We start from the raw sequence: 15,287 nt of genomic DNA, 5'->3' as shown, positions 1-15,287 counted from the left end.
GCATCGCTTATCGCAGCCCTTCCCGATCGCAGGCGCGCCTGACCGCGTCGCGCGCGGCGATACGCCTGGCATGCGCATGCCAGGCGGGGTAGGCCTGCGCTACATCGACGCCAATCTTCCTGGCCCAGTTGTAGAAAACAAAGAGATACGGGTCGACCACGCTGTACTCGTCTCCCACCGCCCACTGCCGTTCAACCATGCGAGCTTCGATATAAGCAAAGCCATCACGCAGATTGTCATCAGCGCGTGCCTGCACGTCGCCAAACAGCGCGGTGTCCTTGACGAAGCGCTGTGGCCGCCATTTGCCGCCAAACGCGACCGCGTGCAGCGTCCCCGACAGCCAGTTGAACCATTCGAGCACGCCCGCGCGCAACAGCGCATCTGCCGGAATCAGCCCCTTGCCTGCCGCGCCGATATACCAGCAGATGGCCGGTACTTCGGTGAGCGTCCGACTGCCGATCGCGAGTACCGGTACCCGCCCCTTGGGATTGATCTTGAGGAATTCATCTTCCTGCGTCTGCCCCTTCGCCACGCTCACTTCCACCAAGCGGTAATCGGCACCTGTTTCCTCAAGAAGGATGTGCGGCGCGAGTGAACAGGCGCCAGGGGAGTAGTACAACGTCATCGAGGTGGTGTTCATGCTTGCCCCTTTCCATTCCGGTCCAGTCCAGTCCGGTCCGGTCCGGTCCGGTTGATTATCGTGCCGCATGGCGCAGCCGCAGCGCGCCGCCAATGATGGCCGGCCACGTCCTGGTCCGCCACAAGCGCGGCGCCGGCTGCGCCGACGTGCACAAAACGATGTGCGCCGCGCCATCCGACTTGTGCACGCTGAGCGTGATGTCGTCGCCCGGATGCAGCGCCACGCTGTCACCGGCGCCGAACAGATAATCCATGCGCTCGCCCACGCGGGTCATCCACACGCTCCTGCCGGCTGCCTCCACCACCGTCAGTGTCTGGTTTCTGTCGCTGCGCATGGTGAGGGCCGTGCCGGGGCGCACGACCATGCATGCGGATGGAGAGGCTGCTTTTGCCATGATGTCACTCCCTTCAGTGGTTCCCGCTGGTTGTGCCAGCACGGAAGCAAAGGTAGCATGTGCATGATTTGATAGGAATTCCATAAATAAGCACATAATCTGTGCAAAATTTGACAGCTAACATGAACTGGGACGATATCCGGGTCTTTGTCGCGCTGGTGCGCGCCGGCAGCCTCAGCCTCGCGGGACGCGCGCTGAACGTGGAGCATTCGACGGTGGTGCGTCGCATCGATGCACTGGAAAAGGCGCTGGGCTTGCGGCTGTTCGACCGACTGCCGCGCGGCTGGCAACTCACGGCCGAAGGCGAACAGCTGTTTTCGCGTGCCGAGCAGATGGACGACTGCGCCCATGCCCTGCTGCGCGACGCCAGCGAAGGTGCGGCATTGTCGGGCACAGTCCGGATTTCAGCTCTGCCCGCGTTTTCGACCGCCTTTCTGGCGCCGCGCCTGGCAGCGCTGCAGGAGCGCTGGTCCCCGATCACGCTGGAGCTGGTGGGAGAAATACGGATGGCCAGCCTGACGCGGCGCGAAGCCGACCTGGCGCTGCGCGTGGGTCGCCCGCAAGACCCGAGCCTGGTGGTGCGCCCGCTCGGCGCGCTGGGCTACGGCCTGTTCGCCCACAAGGATTACCTGGCGCGGCATGCGCCACAGGACTGGCGCTTCATCGGTTTCGACGACAGCCTGCGCGACGCGCCGGAGCAGCAATGGCTGGACCGCTATCGCGCACAGCGGCCGTACTCACTCAAGGGCAACAGCACCTTGACGCTGCAAGAGGCGGCGCTGGGCGGCCTGGGCATTGCACTGCTGCCGCACTATCTCGTCGCCGCGAGCGCCGGGCTCGCACCGATTGCGACAGACACGCCGCCGCCCAGGCGCGACCTGTGGCTGGTGATTCATCCGGAGGTGCGGCGCTCCGCGCGGGTCCAGTTGATTGCGCAGCTCGTCACCGAAGTGGTGAACGCTTCGTCGAGCCTGCTTTGCCCACCATCGTGATGAACTCCGGCGCCAGAAAGCGCCGCCGTATGGCGTCAGACCGACCGGCCGTCGAAATGCCGCACCGGGATAGCCGCCAGGTCGATATCGTCGATGCAGCGGATGTTGATCGCGGCCATTTCGTTCCCCTGGGCGTCGACGCCTTCGCCATAGGGATGGATGCCGCATGTCGGGCAGAACCGGTGCCTGATCACGTGCTTGTTGAACGTGTAGGTGGCCGCCGCATCTTCCGGCGTCAGCAGCTTCATCCCGGAGCGCGGCATAAACCAGAGCAGCGAGCCTTTCCGCTGGCAGATGGAGCAGTTGCAGGCGAGCGCTTCCGCAATCTCTCCTTCGAACTCGAACGACACCTTGCCGCAATGGCAGCTGGCTTTATATTTCATGCAGGATCTCCGATGGATTTGTTTTAATTGCCGATGCGCTTGCGGCCCGATATGGCAAGCTAATCCGGAATCACGGGCTCGACCAGCTTCGCCAGTTGCGCCAGAGACTCTTGCCAGCCGAGGTAGCACATCTCGGTCGGAATGACTTGCGGTATCCCTTCTTGCACGACATTGAGCTCGGTACCGCACGACACTTGCCGGAAGGTCACTGTCGTCTGCATTTCCCCGGGCAGGTTCGGGTCGTCGAATTTGTCCGTATAGCGGATCTTCTCGGATGGCACCAGTTCAAGGTACTCGCCGCCGAACGGATGTCCCTTGCCCGACGTGAAATTCGTGAATGTCATCCGGAAGGCGCCACCCACCCTGGCATCCATGTGGAGGACCTTGCACGTAAACCCGTACGGCGGAAGCCACTTGGCCATGGCATCCGCGTTCAAGAACGCCTGATATATCCGCTCGGGGGGCGCACGAAGCACGCGATGTAGCCGGACTGTTCCTGTAGACATAACCAAACTCTCCTTTCGATTCACATCCTCTCCACTCAATCGCCGTTCCCCAAACCGCGAGGAGCATCCTCCTCACCGTTCGGGCACCTGTCCTTTGACGGCGTTCGCCCGCGCGCTGTACGTAATCCGGCCTGTCGCCTCCGCCGGCAAGCGCTCTCGCATCCGCGCCTTGAGAAGCGCGAGATCGTCGGACGCCATCGCCGCGAGCGCCCGACCGACGCTCGGTCCGCCGAGGATTGTCGCCCAGTAGTCGTCGAAATCGGCGAATGCCCTTTGCACCGTGATTTCGTGCGTTTCAACAGCTTCCAGCCCGGCACCGGTCCATAAGTCCCGCATGGCGTCTATCCGGGACGCGCCGGGACTGGGCGGCACCGGTACGGCGACGCCCATTGCCCGCATTTCAGCGTGCAGCGCCTCGTAAGGAAAGCCGCCGCCCGCCATGTCCCAGGCATAGGCCGAGACGCTGCCGCCCGGGCAAACCACGCGCGCCATTTCGGCCACGCCCCTGCCCGGGTCGGGAACGAAGAAAATCACCAGGGGCATGACAGCCGCGTCGAACGCATCGTCAGGGAAAGGCAGCGCCATCGCGTCGCCCTGGTGAAATTGCGCGACGCGCGAAGCGGGCCGTGCGCGCGCATAGGCAAGCTGCCCCTCGGACGGGTCTATTCCGCTCACCGAGGCCGGCGCGCAGCGCTCGACGAGCATTTCGGTAAAGGCGCCGTTGCCGCAGCCCACGTCGAGCCAGCGCCATCCGGGTTCCGGCGCAAGCCAGTCGAGAAAAGCCTCGCCCGCAAGCTGGCTCCACTTCCCCATGTATCGTTCGTAGGCCGCCCCGTCATCGAAACGGATCTGTTCGTTCGCCATGCGTGTTTTCCTCCGGTTGGACTGCGCGCGAAAAGCGGCGCGATGTCAGATGTTTCGCGCTTTTGATGCTTTTGAGTTGTTCAGCGCCACGGCGGCGCGAATCAGCGCCTTCAATGCCGCCTCGTCCACCTCGTCTCCCTCGCGGAAGTCGATGGCGCGTCTTGTGTTGCCCTCGAGGCTGGAGTTGAAGAGGCCGGCAGGATCATCCAGGGAAGCCCCTTTGGCGAAGGTCATCTTCACGACGTTCTTGTAGGTTTCCCCGGTGCAGATCAATCCGCCGTGCGACCACACCGGCACCCCTCTCCATTTCCATTCTTCGATGACGTCGGGGTCCGCTTCCTTTACCAGGGCGCGCAGCCGGCCGAGCATTTCTCCACGCCAGTCAGCCAGCTCCTGGATTCTCTCGTCGATGAGCCGGGAAGGAGGCTTGCCTTGCTGGGGCTCGCTTTTCGTCATGCCGATTTCTCCTCTTTAATTCGGCGTCCGGGCGAGTGCGAAACTGGTGGAAAACCACCCACTCGGAACCGGCCCGGTGCATGCCCGCGAAGGCGCCATTTCAACCGCGATGCGCCGCCTCGATGGCTGCGATGTCGATCTTTTTCATCTGCATCATCGCGTCGAATGCGCGCTTGGCGGCGCCGCGATCCGGGTCGGTGACCGCATTTGTCAAAGCCAGCGGCGTAATCTGCCAGGACAGGCCCCATTTGTCCTTGCACCAGCCGCACACGCTCTCTTGGCCGCCGTTGCCGACGATCGCGTTCCAGTAACGATCCGTTTCGGCCTGGTCAGTCGTTGCGACCTGGAAGGAGAACGCTTCATTGTGCTTGAAATCGGGCCCGCCATTGAGCCCGATGCAGGGAATTCCCATCACGGTGAACTCGACGGTCAACACATCTCCTTCCTTCCCGGACGGAAAATCTCCCGGCGCGCGGTGCACCGCGCCAACGGACGAATCGGGGAAGGTCTGGGCGTAAAACCGCGCCGCTTCCTCGGCGTCGCCCTCGTACCAAAGGCAAATCGTGTTCTTTGCTTGCTTCGTCATGTCGTCTCCTGCATCTTTGTCTTCTTTGGTCACGAACGTCGCGGTCGTGAACAGGTTTGAACGATCGAGTTTTTGTGGTTAGGGAATGACCGTGGCAAACCATTTTGCCGACCCAGCATACTTTCCCTGGCCAAATGCAGTTTGAGCCAGTTCAGACCATTGCTTGGTCAGATTGCTCATATTTGCAGAAATTCGATTGCATGTAGCGGTCGCTTGCAATCATCTGGGCCGTTTCGTCGTCCGCAGTCGTTCCGACAATTCGTCTTCGACGCTTCCGGCGCGGTAAGCAGGTGCGGCGAGGTAGCGGTTCAGTTTCGGCATCATCCGCACCATTGCGAAACGGCGATCTCTGCGACACCGTCAACAAGAACTATACCGCTGAAATCGGCCTGACAATTCCTCTTTGGGCCGGGGGAAACTGCCAAGCCTCGATTCGCCTACACCGGCTTCTTATCCGATGGTATACCCGCCATCGACAACAATTTCTTGACCGTAAATGTTCTTTGCCGCATTTGAAGCCAAGAAGACGGAAGTCTCGGCGATATCCTCAGGCTGACCAAATGTGCCTTGCATGAGCCGGGCATTGATTTTTTCCGCAACTACGCCGAGCGTATCTGCCGGTAATCCGACCGTGCCCCACAAGGGTGTGGCAATGGGACCAGGCGCAATAGAATTCACACGTATCCCTTTCGGCGCCAATTCTGCTGCCAGTGTCTGTGATAGGGACTTGAGTGCCGCCTTGCTAGCGCTGTAGATGGCCAGACCCGGGAAGCCGACCTGCGTCAAGAAGGTTGTGATGAACTGGATCGAGCCTCCCTTGCGGATATGCGGCACGAAAAGACGCGCCGTTTCGGCCGCACCGAATAAATTCACCGAAAACTGTTCGGAGAATGCGTCGGCTGTGCTGTCCTCGAACGATACAACACGGGCAATCCCTGCGTTCGGAACAAGGATATCAATGGCGTCGGTCTGCTTCAGAACCGTCTCCACTAATTGCTTCAGGTCTTCTTGGCGCGTGACATCGCCATTGACCGCGACAACCTGTCCCGGATATGCGGCTTCCAGTGCTTTCAGCGCCTCGGCATTACGAGCAAAAGCGAAAACCTTCGCGCCTTCGGCGATAAATCGTTCAACAATCGCGCGCCCAATACCACTGCTTGCGCCCGTTACTACAGCGGTTTTTCCGTCCAGACGTTTCATATGCTTTCTCCTAAAGGGACTTCTCGTGCGGTTGCAAAAATGGGTAACTGCACTCTAGCATAAAACATATATTTTAAGTATATGTTTAAATGCCAAGGTATTCCCTGTTGGTATGCAAGCATGGCTAATTACAAGTCAACGGCAGCTTACGAGAAGCTCAACTGGCGGCGTCAAGTCAGGGTGAGCTGGTCTGCCGAATCTGGGTTACGACTGTTTGGTCGCGTTTCACTGACAGATGACAATCCTCGATGCAGGATTTGTCGCCTAATTATTCATGATGATCGAGCATACGCTCAATGCGTCGGTCGGGAACCAGCCAGATAAGTGCTGCAAAAACATAGAGGCTTTGCCCTATCCATGGCTTGAGGAAGGAGGCGCCAATGCCTGCCATATAAAGAACCGGTGAAAGTTTTCCCTTCCAGTCCGATCCGATTGCGCGCTTCAAAAGAGAGTCTTGCCCCTCGATTGAAATGATGCATGTTTGAAGAAGTTTATAGGCTATCGCAGCCATCAGCAGCACGACGCCGTATGCAGCGCTGGGCAAGGCTGAAAAGTGATTCTCTCCCATCCATCCTGTCGCAAACGGCAGAAGTGAAAGCCAGAACAGTAAATTCAGATTAGCCCAGAGCACACCGCCAGAAACGTACCTGGTTGCGTGAAGCATGTGATGGTGATTGTTCCAGTAGATGCCGACGTACAGGTAGCTTAAGACGTAGCTGAGAAAGACCGGCAGCAACGGCGCCAGAGATGCGAAATCATGGCCATGAGGTACTTTCATTTCCAGCACCATGATGGTAATGATGATGGCCAGGACGCCATCGCTGAACGCTTCAAGTCTGTTCTTTCCCATGCTTGGCATTGTTTCTAACGCTGAGATGACTGGACTGCTCGCAAATCAGTGTTCATCTTTGAGATTTAGACAAAGTCATACGCAGGTACGTATGACGTCATATCCAGGAGAGCTAACGATTCAGCCAGTCGACCGGAGCCCCCTGGACCAGCGAGGCTCACTCTGCCCTGGCATCGGCACCGTGTTCCGAAAGCTGAGCGCCGAACCAGCGGTGAATAGCCGTTATGAGGTGAAGATCATCCGTCTGGAATGTGATTGCAGCACCCATCGGCAATTCCACATACGAAACCCTGATGCGTGAGGCCTCGGCTTGAAGTTCCTTAAGGCCTGGCATGTCCGTACCGTGCAGCTTCGCCGGGTCCGAATAGTCGCCGTGTTGAAACCTTCCGGCCTCGTGCTTAAGATGCTGCCGAACCAGTGACACTTGATCGGTATCGCCTGGCTCTCTCGCGACAACCTGCTGCACGCCTCCCGACTCGGTCATCTTGAACATGTGTATGGTCTTTGAGGCGTCGAAAGGCATGACGCTGTGGGACATCCGATGGACATGCTCTTGCGGCGTTTGCGAAAACGCTGCAGAACCGCTTGATAGCAGAAGTACGGCGAGCATTTTCGCCACACTGCAAATGCTGCGAGCTTGTAACCGCATGAATCATCTCCTCATCTCAGCGAACCAAATGGTTTTTCTAACGCATAAGCTCAGATGTACAACGCTTTCTCGCACCCGCCTTCTGCGACGAGTTAAGAGAAGAATTTGATCGCTTATTCATGGCAGACCGCTTCGATATTGTGTCCATCCGGATCCAGCACGAAAGCGCCATAATAGTTCGGATGATAATGTGCCCGAATGCCAGGCGGGCCATTATCGACTCCGCCCGCTTCGATTGCAGCGCTATAAAATGCGTCGACATCGCCCCTGCTCTTCACCCGGAAGGCGATGTGAACTGCGGGTTTGTTGGGGGTGCCGAGGCTTATCCAGAATTCCGGTTTCGGTGGCTCCCCGAAGCCGGCGACATCGGCATGCCCCGTAATCGCCGCGGGAAATTCCGCCAGCAGATCGAAGCCGATTGGCTTAAGCGCCGCCGAATAGAACCGCTTGCTTCTATCGAAGTCGCTGACGACTACTCCGGTGTGATCGATCATAAGTTCCTTTCACTATGCATTTAACAGGGCAGCTCGCGCCGTCATGCACGGCCGCGAACCCTTATGCAAATTCGCTCAACCGCCCGCAAACCGCCTGGCGGCTGGCCTTGGCTCGTTATGCGCGCATACACGGGATTAAATAAACGAGAAACAAGGCGTGCACAAAACAATAACAGAAAGACAACCGCGTTTGCTCGATCTCCTGCTGGTGCAAGCGCTGCAAGTACAACGGCGGCAAACCGCCTTCGCACAGCCGTCAGGGCTGCAGCACAAGGCATTCATTGGCTGAAGAACGTCAAATTGCGTCCCGCTTCCGCCATGCCATTCCTGCAACGTTGTTGCATCTATTTAATTTCAATGAGTCATGTCAATTTATTTGCTTGTTCAGCTGTGATACAGTCTCGCCCTGTTTTTTTTCGGCAATACCTGCGCCCAGTTTGCGCCCGTAACACCGTTTTCCCGTACCGGTTTTCGCCACCGAGCTTCGCACGTCGCCTTACGCCTTATCGTTCGCCAGACTTCTGGCCACATTTTCTTCCTGGTTTACAACTGTCATATCACGCCATGGCTACTTTTCTCATCGCCCCCGTTTCGCGCCTGTTCAGCCGCGTCAGCCTTGTCCAGCAGATCATCATCGGCATGGTTGCCGGTATCCTGCTCGCGACGTTCTCGCCGGCTGCTGCGCAGTCGGCCGGTTTCCTCGGCAATGTATTCATCGCCGGACTGAAGGCTGTCGCGCCGATCCTGGTGTTCGTGCTGGTCACCGCGTCGATCGCCGACCACCAGCCGGGCCAGCAGACCCATATCCGGCCGATCCTGCTGCTGTACCTGATCGGCACCTTCGCCGCCGCAGTCGTCGCGGTCGCGGCCAGCTTCCTGTTTCCTTCCACGCTGATGCTGGCCGCCGGCGACGTGAAGGCAGCGGCGCCGGGCAGCGTCGTGGAAGTGCTGCACTCGCTGCTGATGAGCGCCATCGACAATCCGGTCAAGGCGCTCATCAACGGCAACTTCATCGGCATCCTCATGTGGGCGGTCGGCCTGGGCATCACGATCCGGCATGCGAGCCAGACCACGCGCATGGTCTTCACCGATCTGTCGAACGGCATTTCGCTGATCGTCAAGGCGGTGATCAGTTTTGCACCGCTGGGCATCTTCGGCCTGGTCGCCTCGACCTTCGCCGACGCGGGCTTGAACGCGCTGCTGGGATACCTGCACCTGCTCGCCGTGCTGCTCGGCTGCATGCTGTTCATCGCGCTCGTCGTCAACCCGGCCATCGTCTGGTGGAAGATCCGGCGCAATCCTTACCCGCTGGTGCTGACCTGCTTGCGCGACAGCGGCATCACCGCCTTCTTCACGCGCAGCTCCGCCGCCAACATTCCGGTCAACCTGGAACTGAGCAAGCGCCTCGGCCTGCATGAGGACACGTATTCGGTATCGATCCCGCTGGGCGCGACCATCAACATGGCCGGCGCGGCGATCACCATCACCGTGCTGACCATGGCCGCGGTCAACACGCTCGGCATCGCGGTGGACATTCCGACCGCCATTCTGCTGAGCGTGGTCGCATCGCTCTGCGCCTGCGGCGCCTCCGGCGTGGCCGGCGGCTCGCTGCTGCTGATTCCGCTGGCCTGCAGTCTGTTCGGCATTTCGAACGACATCGCGATGCAGGTCGTCGCGGTCGGCTTCATCATCGGCGTGCTGCAGGATTCCGCGGAGACCGCGCTCAATTCCTCCAGCGACGTGCTGTTCACCGCCGCCGCCTGCATCGCCATGGGCGACGTGGACAAGCAGTAATGCCGGAACGCGGCCGCCGTTCCGAACGGTGGCCGCGCTCGCTAGTCATTCCCAGGCATCACGGAACATCACCTGCGCAAGCCGGAGCGCGACGGATGCATTCCGGCTTCGGTGTACAGGCCCTCACGGTTACGGCATGCCATTGCGCCCATGCATGCGGTACCCTGCCCGCTCATTCAGGCGCTCGTAGTACGCCTCCACGGCGGGAAGCACGGGCCGGCGCATCGGTGTCATGAACCACCGGTTGACAGACAACCCGATCACGATGTCCGCCAGCGAGAAGGTCTCGCCCGCCATGTAGGCCCCCGTGCGCGACAGCTGCGCTTCCACGATACCCATGTGACGATTCCAGCCTTCCACGCCGGCAGCGATGGCGGCAGGGTCTGAATGCGCGGCGCTTTGCCGGACCAGCGCCATGAACGCATAGCGCCAGGAGTTGTTCAGTTCAGTGGCCTGCCAGTCCATCCACTGCTCGACCAGTGCGCGCCGCTTCGGATCGCCGGATAGCAGCGCGAAGTTCGCTTCTCGGCTTGCGAGATATCTGCAGATGGCATTGGATTCCCATAGGACGAATTCTTCGTCGATAAGTACTGGAACCATCGCGTTCGGATTGAGCGCTCGAAAGTCTTCCGTCTCCGTCGATCGAAATCCCGCGCCCCACTGCTCCTGCTCATATGGCAGCCCCAACTCCTCGCAGGTCCAAAGCACCTTGCGTACGTTTATCGACGATGACTTCCCCAGGATCTTCAGCATTCATCAACCTCCCTTGCACAGACGCTTCGCATTTCTTGGCGCCTAATGCAATATCCCCTGCGGCGGCCGAACGCCATGGCGCTTTCGAACGCCGTGACAATATTTACCGGCATGAAAACTGGCCTCCCCATATTTGGCTTAACAGTAAAAATAGAACGCCAATTGCCAAATATCCCGATAATGGTTTCAACCAACTGAACAGGTCTTAATACCTGACTCGATGTCGGTAGACAGCCAGCGTCTGATTAAGCTTCCTTGCAGTCCGCCTATCTCGACCGCCTGATTTGCCGTCCCTTGGCGAATGGTCGTTGTGAAACAAACCGCGGGAACAACCTGCCTCACTTCCCCTTCTGCTCTTCTTCCTCGTCCTTGTCCTCGTCGATCGCGAGGTTGAACGCGCCGCTCCCCTTGTCGCCCGGCTGGCCGCGCTCGGCCTTGAGCTTGATCTGCAGCCGCAGCTCGTTGGCAGAGTCGGCGTTGCGGATCGCTTCGTCGTAGCCGATGTGGCCGGTGTTGTACAGCTCGAACAGCGCCTGGTCGAAGGTGCGCATGCCCAGTTCCTTCGACTTGGCCATGGTTTCCTTGATTGCGTGGAACTGGCCTTTCAGGATTTGCTCGGCGATCGTCGGGGTATTGAGCAGGATTTCGATGGCGGCCTTGCGGCCCTTGCCGTCCTCGGTGCGTACCAGGCGCTGCGAAATGATGGCGCGCAGGTTGGACGACAGGTCGCCCAGCAGCTGGTTGCGCCGCTCCTCGGGAAAGAAGTTGATGATGCGGTCGAGCGTCTGGTTGGCGTTGTTGGCGTGCAGCGTGCCCAGGCACAGGTGGCCGGTCTCGGCGAAGGCGATGGCGTGCTCCATGGTTTCGGTGTCGCGGATCTCGCCGATCAGGATCACGTCCGGCGCCTGGCGCAGCGTGTTCTTCAATGCGTGGTGCCAGGAGTGCGTATCGACGCCGACTTCGCGGTGCGTGATGAGGCACGATTTGTTCTTGTGCACGTACTCGACCGGGTCTTCCACGGTGATGATGTGGCCGGCCGAGTTTTCGTTGCGGTGGTCGATCATTGCCGCCAGCGTGGTCGACTTGCCCGAGCCGGTGCCGCCGACGACCAGCACCAGACCGCGCTTGGTCATGATGACGTCTTTCAGCACGTCGGGCAGGCCGAGCTTGGCGAAGTTGGGGATCTCGGAGGCGATGGTGCGGATCACCATGCCGACCTGCTGCTGCTGCACGAAGACGTTGACGCGGAAGCGGCACACGCTGGGAAGCGAGATCGCGAAATTGCACTCCAGCTCGGCTTCGAATTCGTTCTGCTGGCGCTCGTTCATCAGCGACAGCGCAAGCTTCTTCGTGATGTCGCCGTTGAGTTTTTGCTGGCTCAGCGGTTTCATCGCCCCCTGCACTTTCATGCTGGGCGGGAAATCGGCGGAGATGAACAAGTCCGACCCGCCGGCCTGGTTCATCGCCTTAAGCAGTTGGTGCATGTAATTGCGCGCTTCTTCTGGACCGAAACCGGTGGACATGGCTGCCTTTCTTGCGGGGATGGAAACGTTCTGCAGTGTTGCTGCAATTATGTTTCCTTGTGGATACATTCTGCAAGTAGAGCCGCGGCATGCTCTTGTGAAGATATGCCATGCCAGTTGCAAGAATTACATGCAACTCCTGCAAAGAATGCCCGCCGTTTTTACCGCTTTACATGCGGCTCGCGCCATAGGTAGGCATTACGCGCCCTTTTCTGCCCGATTGCCGTTGATCGTGGATTGGCATGTCCCTTGCTGCGCACTGGGCGCAGGCCACAGACGGAGGGCCGCCGTGATGATGTGCCGTCATGTTTTCGTGGTTGCAACGATCGATGCAGTCATCCTGCGCGGCTGCTGCAGCACGGGCTGCGATGGCAACTGATGATTGTTATCTCTTTCATCGTTCATCTCTTTTGTTTTGTCCACTTCAACCCAGGAGCGACTCATGGAAACAACCAATCTCTCTACCGGCAACGGCAGCGACAAGATCTCCTCGACCAGCAGCGCCGCCAAGAGCATGTACAGCGACGCCAAGGGCTCGGCCCAGCGGGTCGGCGCAACACTGCGCAGCGAACTGTCGAACCTGAAGAACGACCTGGATGCGCTGATGACGCGCGCGCCCAGCCTGTCCGACGACGAGTTGAGCCAGGCGCATACGCAGCTGATGTCGAAATTCAGCTCGATGCGCTACGCGGCCAAGGGCCTGGCAAGCGAAGCCAACCGCCAGCTGAATCGCGGCATGGAAACCACGACCGAGTACGTCAAGGACAAGCCGATGCAGTCGCTGGCCGTAGCCGCCGGCACAGGCTTGCTGCTCGGCCTGCTGTTCAAGCGCCGCTGACGCCCGCCGGCAGGCTGCCTCGAGCGCCGGGCGCAAGCGCACGGCATTGCGGCCGCCTGCCTGTCGATTTTCCATGCACCAGGAGAAGCGATGATTTCGGCACTCCATAAATCCAGGCAGCTCTATCTCATCACGCTCGACCGCGTCAGCGACTACTTCGACCTGCTGCGGGTCGAGCTGAAGATCCAGGAGCACAACATCGCATTGCGCATCGCCGGCTTCGCGGTCGCGGTGCTGTTTTCCCTGCTGGCGACAGTATTCCTCGGGCTGGCGATCATCGTCAGTTTCTGGGATTCACCGTTGCGGGCGCTGGCGGCATGGTTCGTGGTCCTGCTGTACGGCGGTATCGCCGGCGTCTGCCTCAACCTGGCGCTGAAGCATTTCCGCTCGCAGCCGATTGCCAATACCCTGCGCACCGAATTCCGGCGCGATCTGGACGTCATCAAGGAAAGCGTATGAGTTCACTCGAAGAGGAACGTCAATCCATCCTGGCGCGCATGCAGGTCAGCAGGGAGCACTACCGGCGCATGCTGCTGAACCAGCCGGAACTGCACGCCAATCCCGCCCATCCGGCCGGGCACCATGCCTCCTATGCGCTGGCCGGCCCGGGCTTCCCGCGCAGCAAGGCATTGCGCTGGGTGGCCGAGCATCCACTCATGACCGCCGCGGCTGCAGCGACGGTGCTGGCGCTGGTGTCGAGCCGGGTGGCGCGCGGCGCAGCGAAAAACACTGTACGCAGCGGCAATCCAGCCGCCGCGCCGCTGCCGCGCACCGCCTCGAACATCGACGCGATCGTGCGGCTCCTGACCACGGTGGCCAATCTCGCGACGCTGATTCCACCGCGCGTACCGCCCGGTGTTCCGCCGCATGTACCGCCACGCTAGGGCGGAACGTTTTTTGTCGTCAACCTGAAAGGAAAAATCATGAAAAAAATCGTCTCCATCCTGAGTATTCTGATCGCTACCTACGGCCTGTCCGCTTGCAACACCATGAAGGGATTCGGGCAGGACGTGCAGCGCGGCGGTGAAAAGGTCGAAGGCGCAGCGGAAAAGAACAAGTAATATTCCGGAACCGGAAATAAGTCACCTTCCGGACGCGGTGCAGAGCGCCGCGTCCGGTCGTTATCCGCCGCGCGTCACGTCCGCTTTCCGTGTTACCCAGGCCTGCCTGCGCGTCCAGCCTCTCCTCCTGCATTCAGCTTCTCCACCTGCTCCACCACGTCTTCCACGTACAGCAGCCTGACCGCGACGATGCCCGCCGCCGTCAGCGGCGAGGCCAGCACCGCGCCCAGCGGGCCGGCCAGCGCCGCCAGCAGCACGGTGGCGAAAATCACCAGCGCCGGCGGCAGCGACACCGTACGCTGCTCGATCAACGGCGAGATCAGGTAGCCTTCCGCGGTCTGGATCGCGACATACAGCATCAGCACATAAAATGCCTGCGTCGGCCCGACATTGAAGGCGATCAGCAAGGGCGAAATCGCCGACAGGATCGGCCCCAGATAGGGAATGAATTCGAGCATGCCGCTCAATACGCCCAGCGTGGCGGCCAGCGGGATGTCGAGCCACCACAGCCCGATGCCGGCGGCAAAGCCGACCAGCAGCATGACGATCAGCCTGCCGAGCAGCCACCAGCGCAGCACCGAGCCGATTTCGTCGAGCACTTCTGCCGTGCGCGGGCGCATGTGCTTGGGCAGCAGGTTCATGAAGCCGCGCTGGTACAAACGCGGCTGCGCGGCGAGATAGACGCCGATGAAGAACACGATCAGCAGGCCGATCAGGGCCGAGGCGGTCGACGAGATCAGGCCGCGCGCCTGCACCAGCGTGCGCAAGTCCAGCTGGGCATGGGACATTTCGAGCAGCAGCGGCCTGGCCCACTGGTATTCGCGCAGCGACTGGCGCAGGCGCGCCATGGCGCGCGGCAGCTGCGACATCAGCTGCCCCACCTGCTCGGCCATCGGCACCGCGAAGATGTACACCAGCGTGCCCAGCACCGAGACCAGCGCGAGCACCGACAAGCCGAGCGCCATGTTGGGCGTCAGCCGCAGGTGCCGCACGATCCCGTTGATCGGGGCGCGCACCAGCACCGCCAGCAGGATGGATGCGAACAGCACCAGGAAGACCTCGCTGGCGTTCCAGATCAGCGCCAGCACGAGCGCGGTCGCGATCGTCATGCCACTGACGAAGACGGTGCGCCGGAAAAACTGCGTGTCGCTGAACATCAGCGGCTCCGGCGCGCGCCGCGGCGAGAACGTGGAGCGGGCCGGCACGGGGCGCCGTGGCGCCCTCCCCTCGGCGCTCGGCCCCTGCGCCGCCAGCGGCTCGCCCTGGCCGAACTCCCCGGGGCGCGGATCGATACCGGCGGCCAT

General features: G+C 60.5%; 20 protein-coding genes. 6 read left to right on the top strand and 14 right to left on the bottom strand.

The window, feature by feature from the left end:
• Positions 1 to 7: 7 nt before the first annotated feature.
• Positions 8 to 640 (bottom strand): glutathione S-transferase family protein, encoded by a 633-nt coding sequence (locus FAY22_RS03385; RefSeq protein ID WP_168204754.1) that lies wholly within the window; start codon positions 638 to 640, stop codon positions 8 to 10.
• A 55-nt stretch (positions 641 to 695) separates the two neighbouring features.
• The gene (locus FAY22_RS03380; RefSeq protein WP_168204753.1) at positions 696 to 1,034 is read right to left on the bottom strand and encodes a DUF2917 domain-containing protein; all 339 of its coding nucleotides are present in this window, start codon (positions 1,032 to 1,034) and stop codon (positions 696 to 698) included.
• 122 nt (positions 1,035 to 1,156) lie between these two features.
• On the opposite strand from FAY22_RS03380, the gene FAY22_RS03375 reads away from it, so the two are divergent.
• A complete protein-coding gene (locus tag FAY22_RS03375; protein ID WP_146328919.1) occupies positions 1,157 to 2,026 on the top strand; it encodes a LysR family transcriptional regulator in 870 nt (289 codons plus the stop codon).
• 35 nt (positions 2,027 to 2,061) lie between these two features.
• Here FAY22_RS03375 and FAY22_RS03370 read toward each other — a convergent pair whose 3' ends face one another.
• The 9 genes from FAY22_RS03370 to FAY22_RS03330 all read right to left on the bottom strand — a co-directional run bounded on the left by FAY22_RS03370 (position 2,062) and on the right by FAY22_RS03330 (position 8,014).
• Entirely contained in the window at positions 2,062 to 2,409 is a 348-nt protein-coding gene (locus tag FAY22_RS03370) for a GFA family protein (protein ID WP_146328918.1), read from the bottom strand.
• A gap of 59 nt (positions 2,410 to 2,468) precedes the next feature.
• Complete coding sequence (locus tag FAY22_RS03365) at positions 2,469 to 2,915, bottom strand: SRPBCC family protein (RefSeq protein ID WP_146328917.1); 447 nt, start codon at positions 2,913 to 2,915, stop codon at positions 2,469 to 2,471.
• A gap of 72 nt (positions 2,916 to 2,987) precedes the next feature.
• Positions 2,988 to 3,779, bottom strand: coding sequence for a class I SAM-dependent methyltransferase (locus tag FAY22_RS03360; protein ID WP_146328916.1), 792 nt, complete (start codon positions 3,777 to 3,779; stop codon positions 2,988 to 2,990).
• A 45-nt stretch (positions 3,780 to 3,824) separates the two neighbouring features.
• On the bottom strand, positions 3,825 to 4,235 hold the full coding sequence (locus tag FAY22_RS03355; RefSeq protein WP_146328915.1) for a DUF1801 domain-containing protein: 411 nt from the start codon (positions 4,233 to 4,235) through the stop codon (positions 3,825 to 3,827).
• A 100-nt stretch (positions 4,236 to 4,335) separates the two neighbouring features.
• Entirely contained in the window at positions 4,336 to 4,821 is a 486-nt protein-coding gene (locus FAY22_RS03350; protein ID WP_146328914.1) for a VOC family protein, read from the bottom strand.
• A 450-nt stretch (positions 4,822 to 5,271) separates the two neighbouring features.
• Positions 5,272 to 6,021: an SDR family NAD(P)-dependent oxidoreductase gene (locus tag FAY22_RS03345; protein ID WP_146328913.1), complete on the bottom strand. Its 750-nt coding sequence runs from the start codon at positions 6,019 to 6,021 to the stop codon at positions 5,272 to 5,274.
• 268 nt (positions 6,022 to 6,289) lie between these two features.
• A complete protein-coding gene (locus FAY22_RS03340) occupies positions 6,290 to 6,871 on the bottom strand; it encodes a TMEM175 family protein (protein ID WP_146328912.1) in 582 nt (193 codons plus the stop codon).
• 157 nt (positions 6,872 to 7,028) lie between these two features.
• On the bottom strand, positions 7,029 to 7,520 hold the full coding sequence (locus FAY22_RS03335; protein WP_146328911.1) for a hypothetical protein: 492 nt from the start codon (positions 7,518 to 7,520) through the stop codon (positions 7,029 to 7,031).
• Positions 7,521 to 7,633: 113 nt separating this feature from the next.
• Positions 7,634 to 8,014 carry a VOC family protein gene (locus FAY22_RS03330; RefSeq protein ID WP_146328910.1) on the bottom strand — a complete coding sequence of 127 codons (381 nt, stop codon included), beginning with the start codon at positions 8,012 to 8,014 and terminating at the stop codon, positions 7,634 to 7,636.
• A 564-nt stretch (positions 8,015 to 8,578) separates the two neighbouring features.
• On the opposite strand from FAY22_RS03330, the gene sstT reads away from it, so the two are divergent.
• On the top strand, positions 8,579 to 9,808 hold the full coding sequence (gene sstT / locus FAY22_RS03325) for a serine/threonine transporter SstT (protein ID WP_146328909.1): 1,230 nt from the start codon (positions 8,579 to 8,581) through the stop codon (positions 9,806 to 9,808).
• Between the two features lie 129 nt (positions 9,809 to 9,937).
• Here sstT and FAY22_RS03320 read toward each other — a convergent pair whose 3' ends face one another.
• A complete protein-coding gene (locus tag FAY22_RS03320; protein WP_146328908.1) occupies positions 9,938 to 10,561 on the bottom strand; it encodes a glutathione S-transferase family protein in 624 nt (207 codons plus the stop codon).
• A gap of 338 nt (positions 10,562 to 10,899) precedes the next feature.
• Positions 10,900 to 12,084 carry a PilT/PilU family type 4a pilus ATPase gene (locus FAY22_RS03315; RefSeq protein WP_146328907.1) on the bottom strand — a complete coding sequence of 395 codons (1,185 nt, stop codon included), beginning with the start codon at positions 12,082 to 12,084 and terminating at the stop codon, positions 10,900 to 10,902.
• Positions 12,085 to 12,526: 442 nt separating this feature from the next.
• Between FAY22_RS03315 and FAY22_RS03310 the strand changes: the two genes are divergently transcribed.
• From FAY22_RS03310 to FAY22_RS03295, 4 genes are all read left to right on the top strand, one after another.
• Positions 12,527 to 12,922 (top strand): DUF883 family protein, encoded by a 396-nt coding sequence (locus FAY22_RS03310; protein WP_146328906.1) that lies wholly within the window; start codon positions 12,527 to 12,529, stop codon positions 12,920 to 12,922.
• 90 nt (positions 12,923 to 13,012) lie between these two features.
• Entirely contained in the window at positions 13,013 to 13,381 is a 369-nt protein-coding gene (locus FAY22_RS03305; protein ID WP_146328905.1) for a phage holin family protein, read from the top strand.
• Positions 13,378 to 13,806: a hypothetical protein gene (locus FAY22_RS03300; RefSeq protein ID WP_146328904.1), complete on the top strand. Its 429-nt coding sequence runs from the start codon at positions 13,378 to 13,380 to the stop codon at positions 13,804 to 13,806. Before FAY22_RS03305 ends, FAY22_RS03300 begins: the two co-directional genes overlap by 4 nt.
• A 39-nt stretch (positions 13,807 to 13,845) precedes the next feature.
• Entirely contained in the window at positions 13,846 to 13,983 is a 138-nt protein-coding gene (locus tag FAY22_RS03295) for an entericidin A/B family lipoprotein (protein ID WP_146328903.1), read from the top strand.
• A 92-nt stretch (positions 13,984 to 14,075) separates the two neighbouring features.
• Here FAY22_RS03295 and FAY22_RS03290 read toward each other — a convergent pair whose 3' ends face one another.
• On the bottom strand, positions 14,076 to 15,287 hold the full coding sequence (locus FAY22_RS03290) for an AI-2E family transporter (protein WP_146328902.1): 1,212 nt from the start codon (positions 15,285 to 15,287) through the stop codon (positions 14,076 to 14,078).

The sequence above is a fragment of the Noviherbaspirillum sp. UKPF54 genome (genome assembly GCF_007874125.1).
Taxonomy (GTDB): Bacteria; Pseudomonadota; Gammaproteobacteria; order Burkholderiales; family Burkholderiaceae_D; genus Noviherbaspirillum.
Note: the sequence above shows the minus strand (reverse complement) of the source record. Positions and strands in the feature narration are given on the sequence as shown.

Bases quoted from the DNA above. Each gene is read 5' to 3' on its own strand.
- FAY22_RS03385 (WP_168204754.1), bottom strand. From the start codon at position 640: ATGAACACCACCTCGATGACGTTGTACTACTCCCCTGGCGCCTGTTCA.
- FAY22_RS03380 (WP_168204753.1), bottom strand. From the start codon at position 1,034: ATGGCAAAAGCAGCCTCTCCATCCGCATGCATGGTCGTGCGCCCCGGC.
- FAY22_RS03375 (WP_146328919.1), top strand. From the start codon at position 1,157: ATGAACTGGGACGATATCCGGGTCTTTGTCGCGCTGGTGCGCGCCGGC.
- FAY22_RS03370 (WP_146328918.1), bottom strand. From the start codon at position 2,409: ATGAAATATAAAGCCAGCTGCCATTGCGGCAAGGTGTCGTTCGAGTTC.
- FAY22_RS03365 (WP_146328917.1), bottom strand. From the start codon at position 2,915: ATGTCTACAGGAACAGTCCGGCTACATCGCGTGCTTCGTGCGCCCCCC.
- FAY22_RS03360 (WP_146328916.1), bottom strand. From the start codon at position 3,779: ATGGCGAACGAACAGATCCGTTTCGATGACGGGGCGGCCTACGAACGA.
- FAY22_RS03355 (WP_146328915.1), bottom strand. From the start codon at position 4,235: ATGACGAAAAGCGAGCCCCAGCAAGGCAAGCCTCCTTCCCGGCTCATC.
- FAY22_RS03350 (WP_146328914.1), bottom strand. From the start codon at position 4,821: ATGACGAAGCAAGCAAAGAACACGATTTGCCTTTGGTACGAGGGCGAC.
- FAY22_RS03345 (WP_146328913.1), bottom strand. From the start codon at position 6,021: ATGAAACGTCTGGACGGAAAAACCGCTGTAGTAACGGGCGCAAGCAGT.
- FAY22_RS03340 (WP_146328912.1), bottom strand. From the start codon at position 6,871: ATGGGAAAGAACAGACTTGAAGCGTTCAGCGATGGCGTCCTGGCCATC.
- FAY22_RS03335 (WP_146328911.1), bottom strand. From the start codon at position 7,520: ATGCGGTTACAAGCTCGCAGCATTTGCAGTGTGGCGAAAATGCTCGCC.
- FAY22_RS03330 (WP_146328910.1), bottom strand. From the start codon at position 8,014: ATGATCGATCACACCGGAGTAGTCGTCAGCGACTTCGATAGAAGCAAG.
- sstT (WP_146328909.1), top strand. From the start codon at position 8,579: ATGGCTACTTTTCTCATCGCCCCCGTTTCGCGCCTGTTCAGCCGCGTC.
- FAY22_RS03320 (WP_146328908.1), bottom strand. From the start codon at position 10,561: ATGCTGAAGATCCTGGGGAAGTCATCGTCGATAAACGTACGCAAGGTG.
- FAY22_RS03315 (WP_146328907.1), bottom strand. From the start codon at position 12,084: ATGTCCACCGGTTTCGGTCCAGAAGAAGCGCGCAATTACATGCACCAA.
- FAY22_RS03310 (WP_146328906.1), top strand. From the start codon at position 12,527: ATGGAAACAACCAATCTCTCTACCGGCAACGGCAGCGACAAGATCTCC.
- FAY22_RS03305 (WP_146328905.1), top strand. From the start codon at position 13,013: ATGATTTCGGCACTCCATAAATCCAGGCAGCTCTATCTCATCACGCTC.
- FAY22_RS03300 (WP_146328904.1), top strand. From the start codon at position 13,378: ATGAGTTCACTCGAAGAGGAACGTCAATCCATCCTGGCGCGCATGCAG.
- FAY22_RS03295 (WP_146328903.1), top strand. From the start codon at position 13,846: ATGAAAAAAATCGTCTCCATCCTGAGTATTCTGATCGCTACCTACGGC.
- FAY22_RS03290 (WP_146328902.1), bottom strand. From the start codon at position 15,287: ATGGCCGCCGGTATCGATCCGCGCCCCGGGGAGTTCGGCCAGGGCGAG.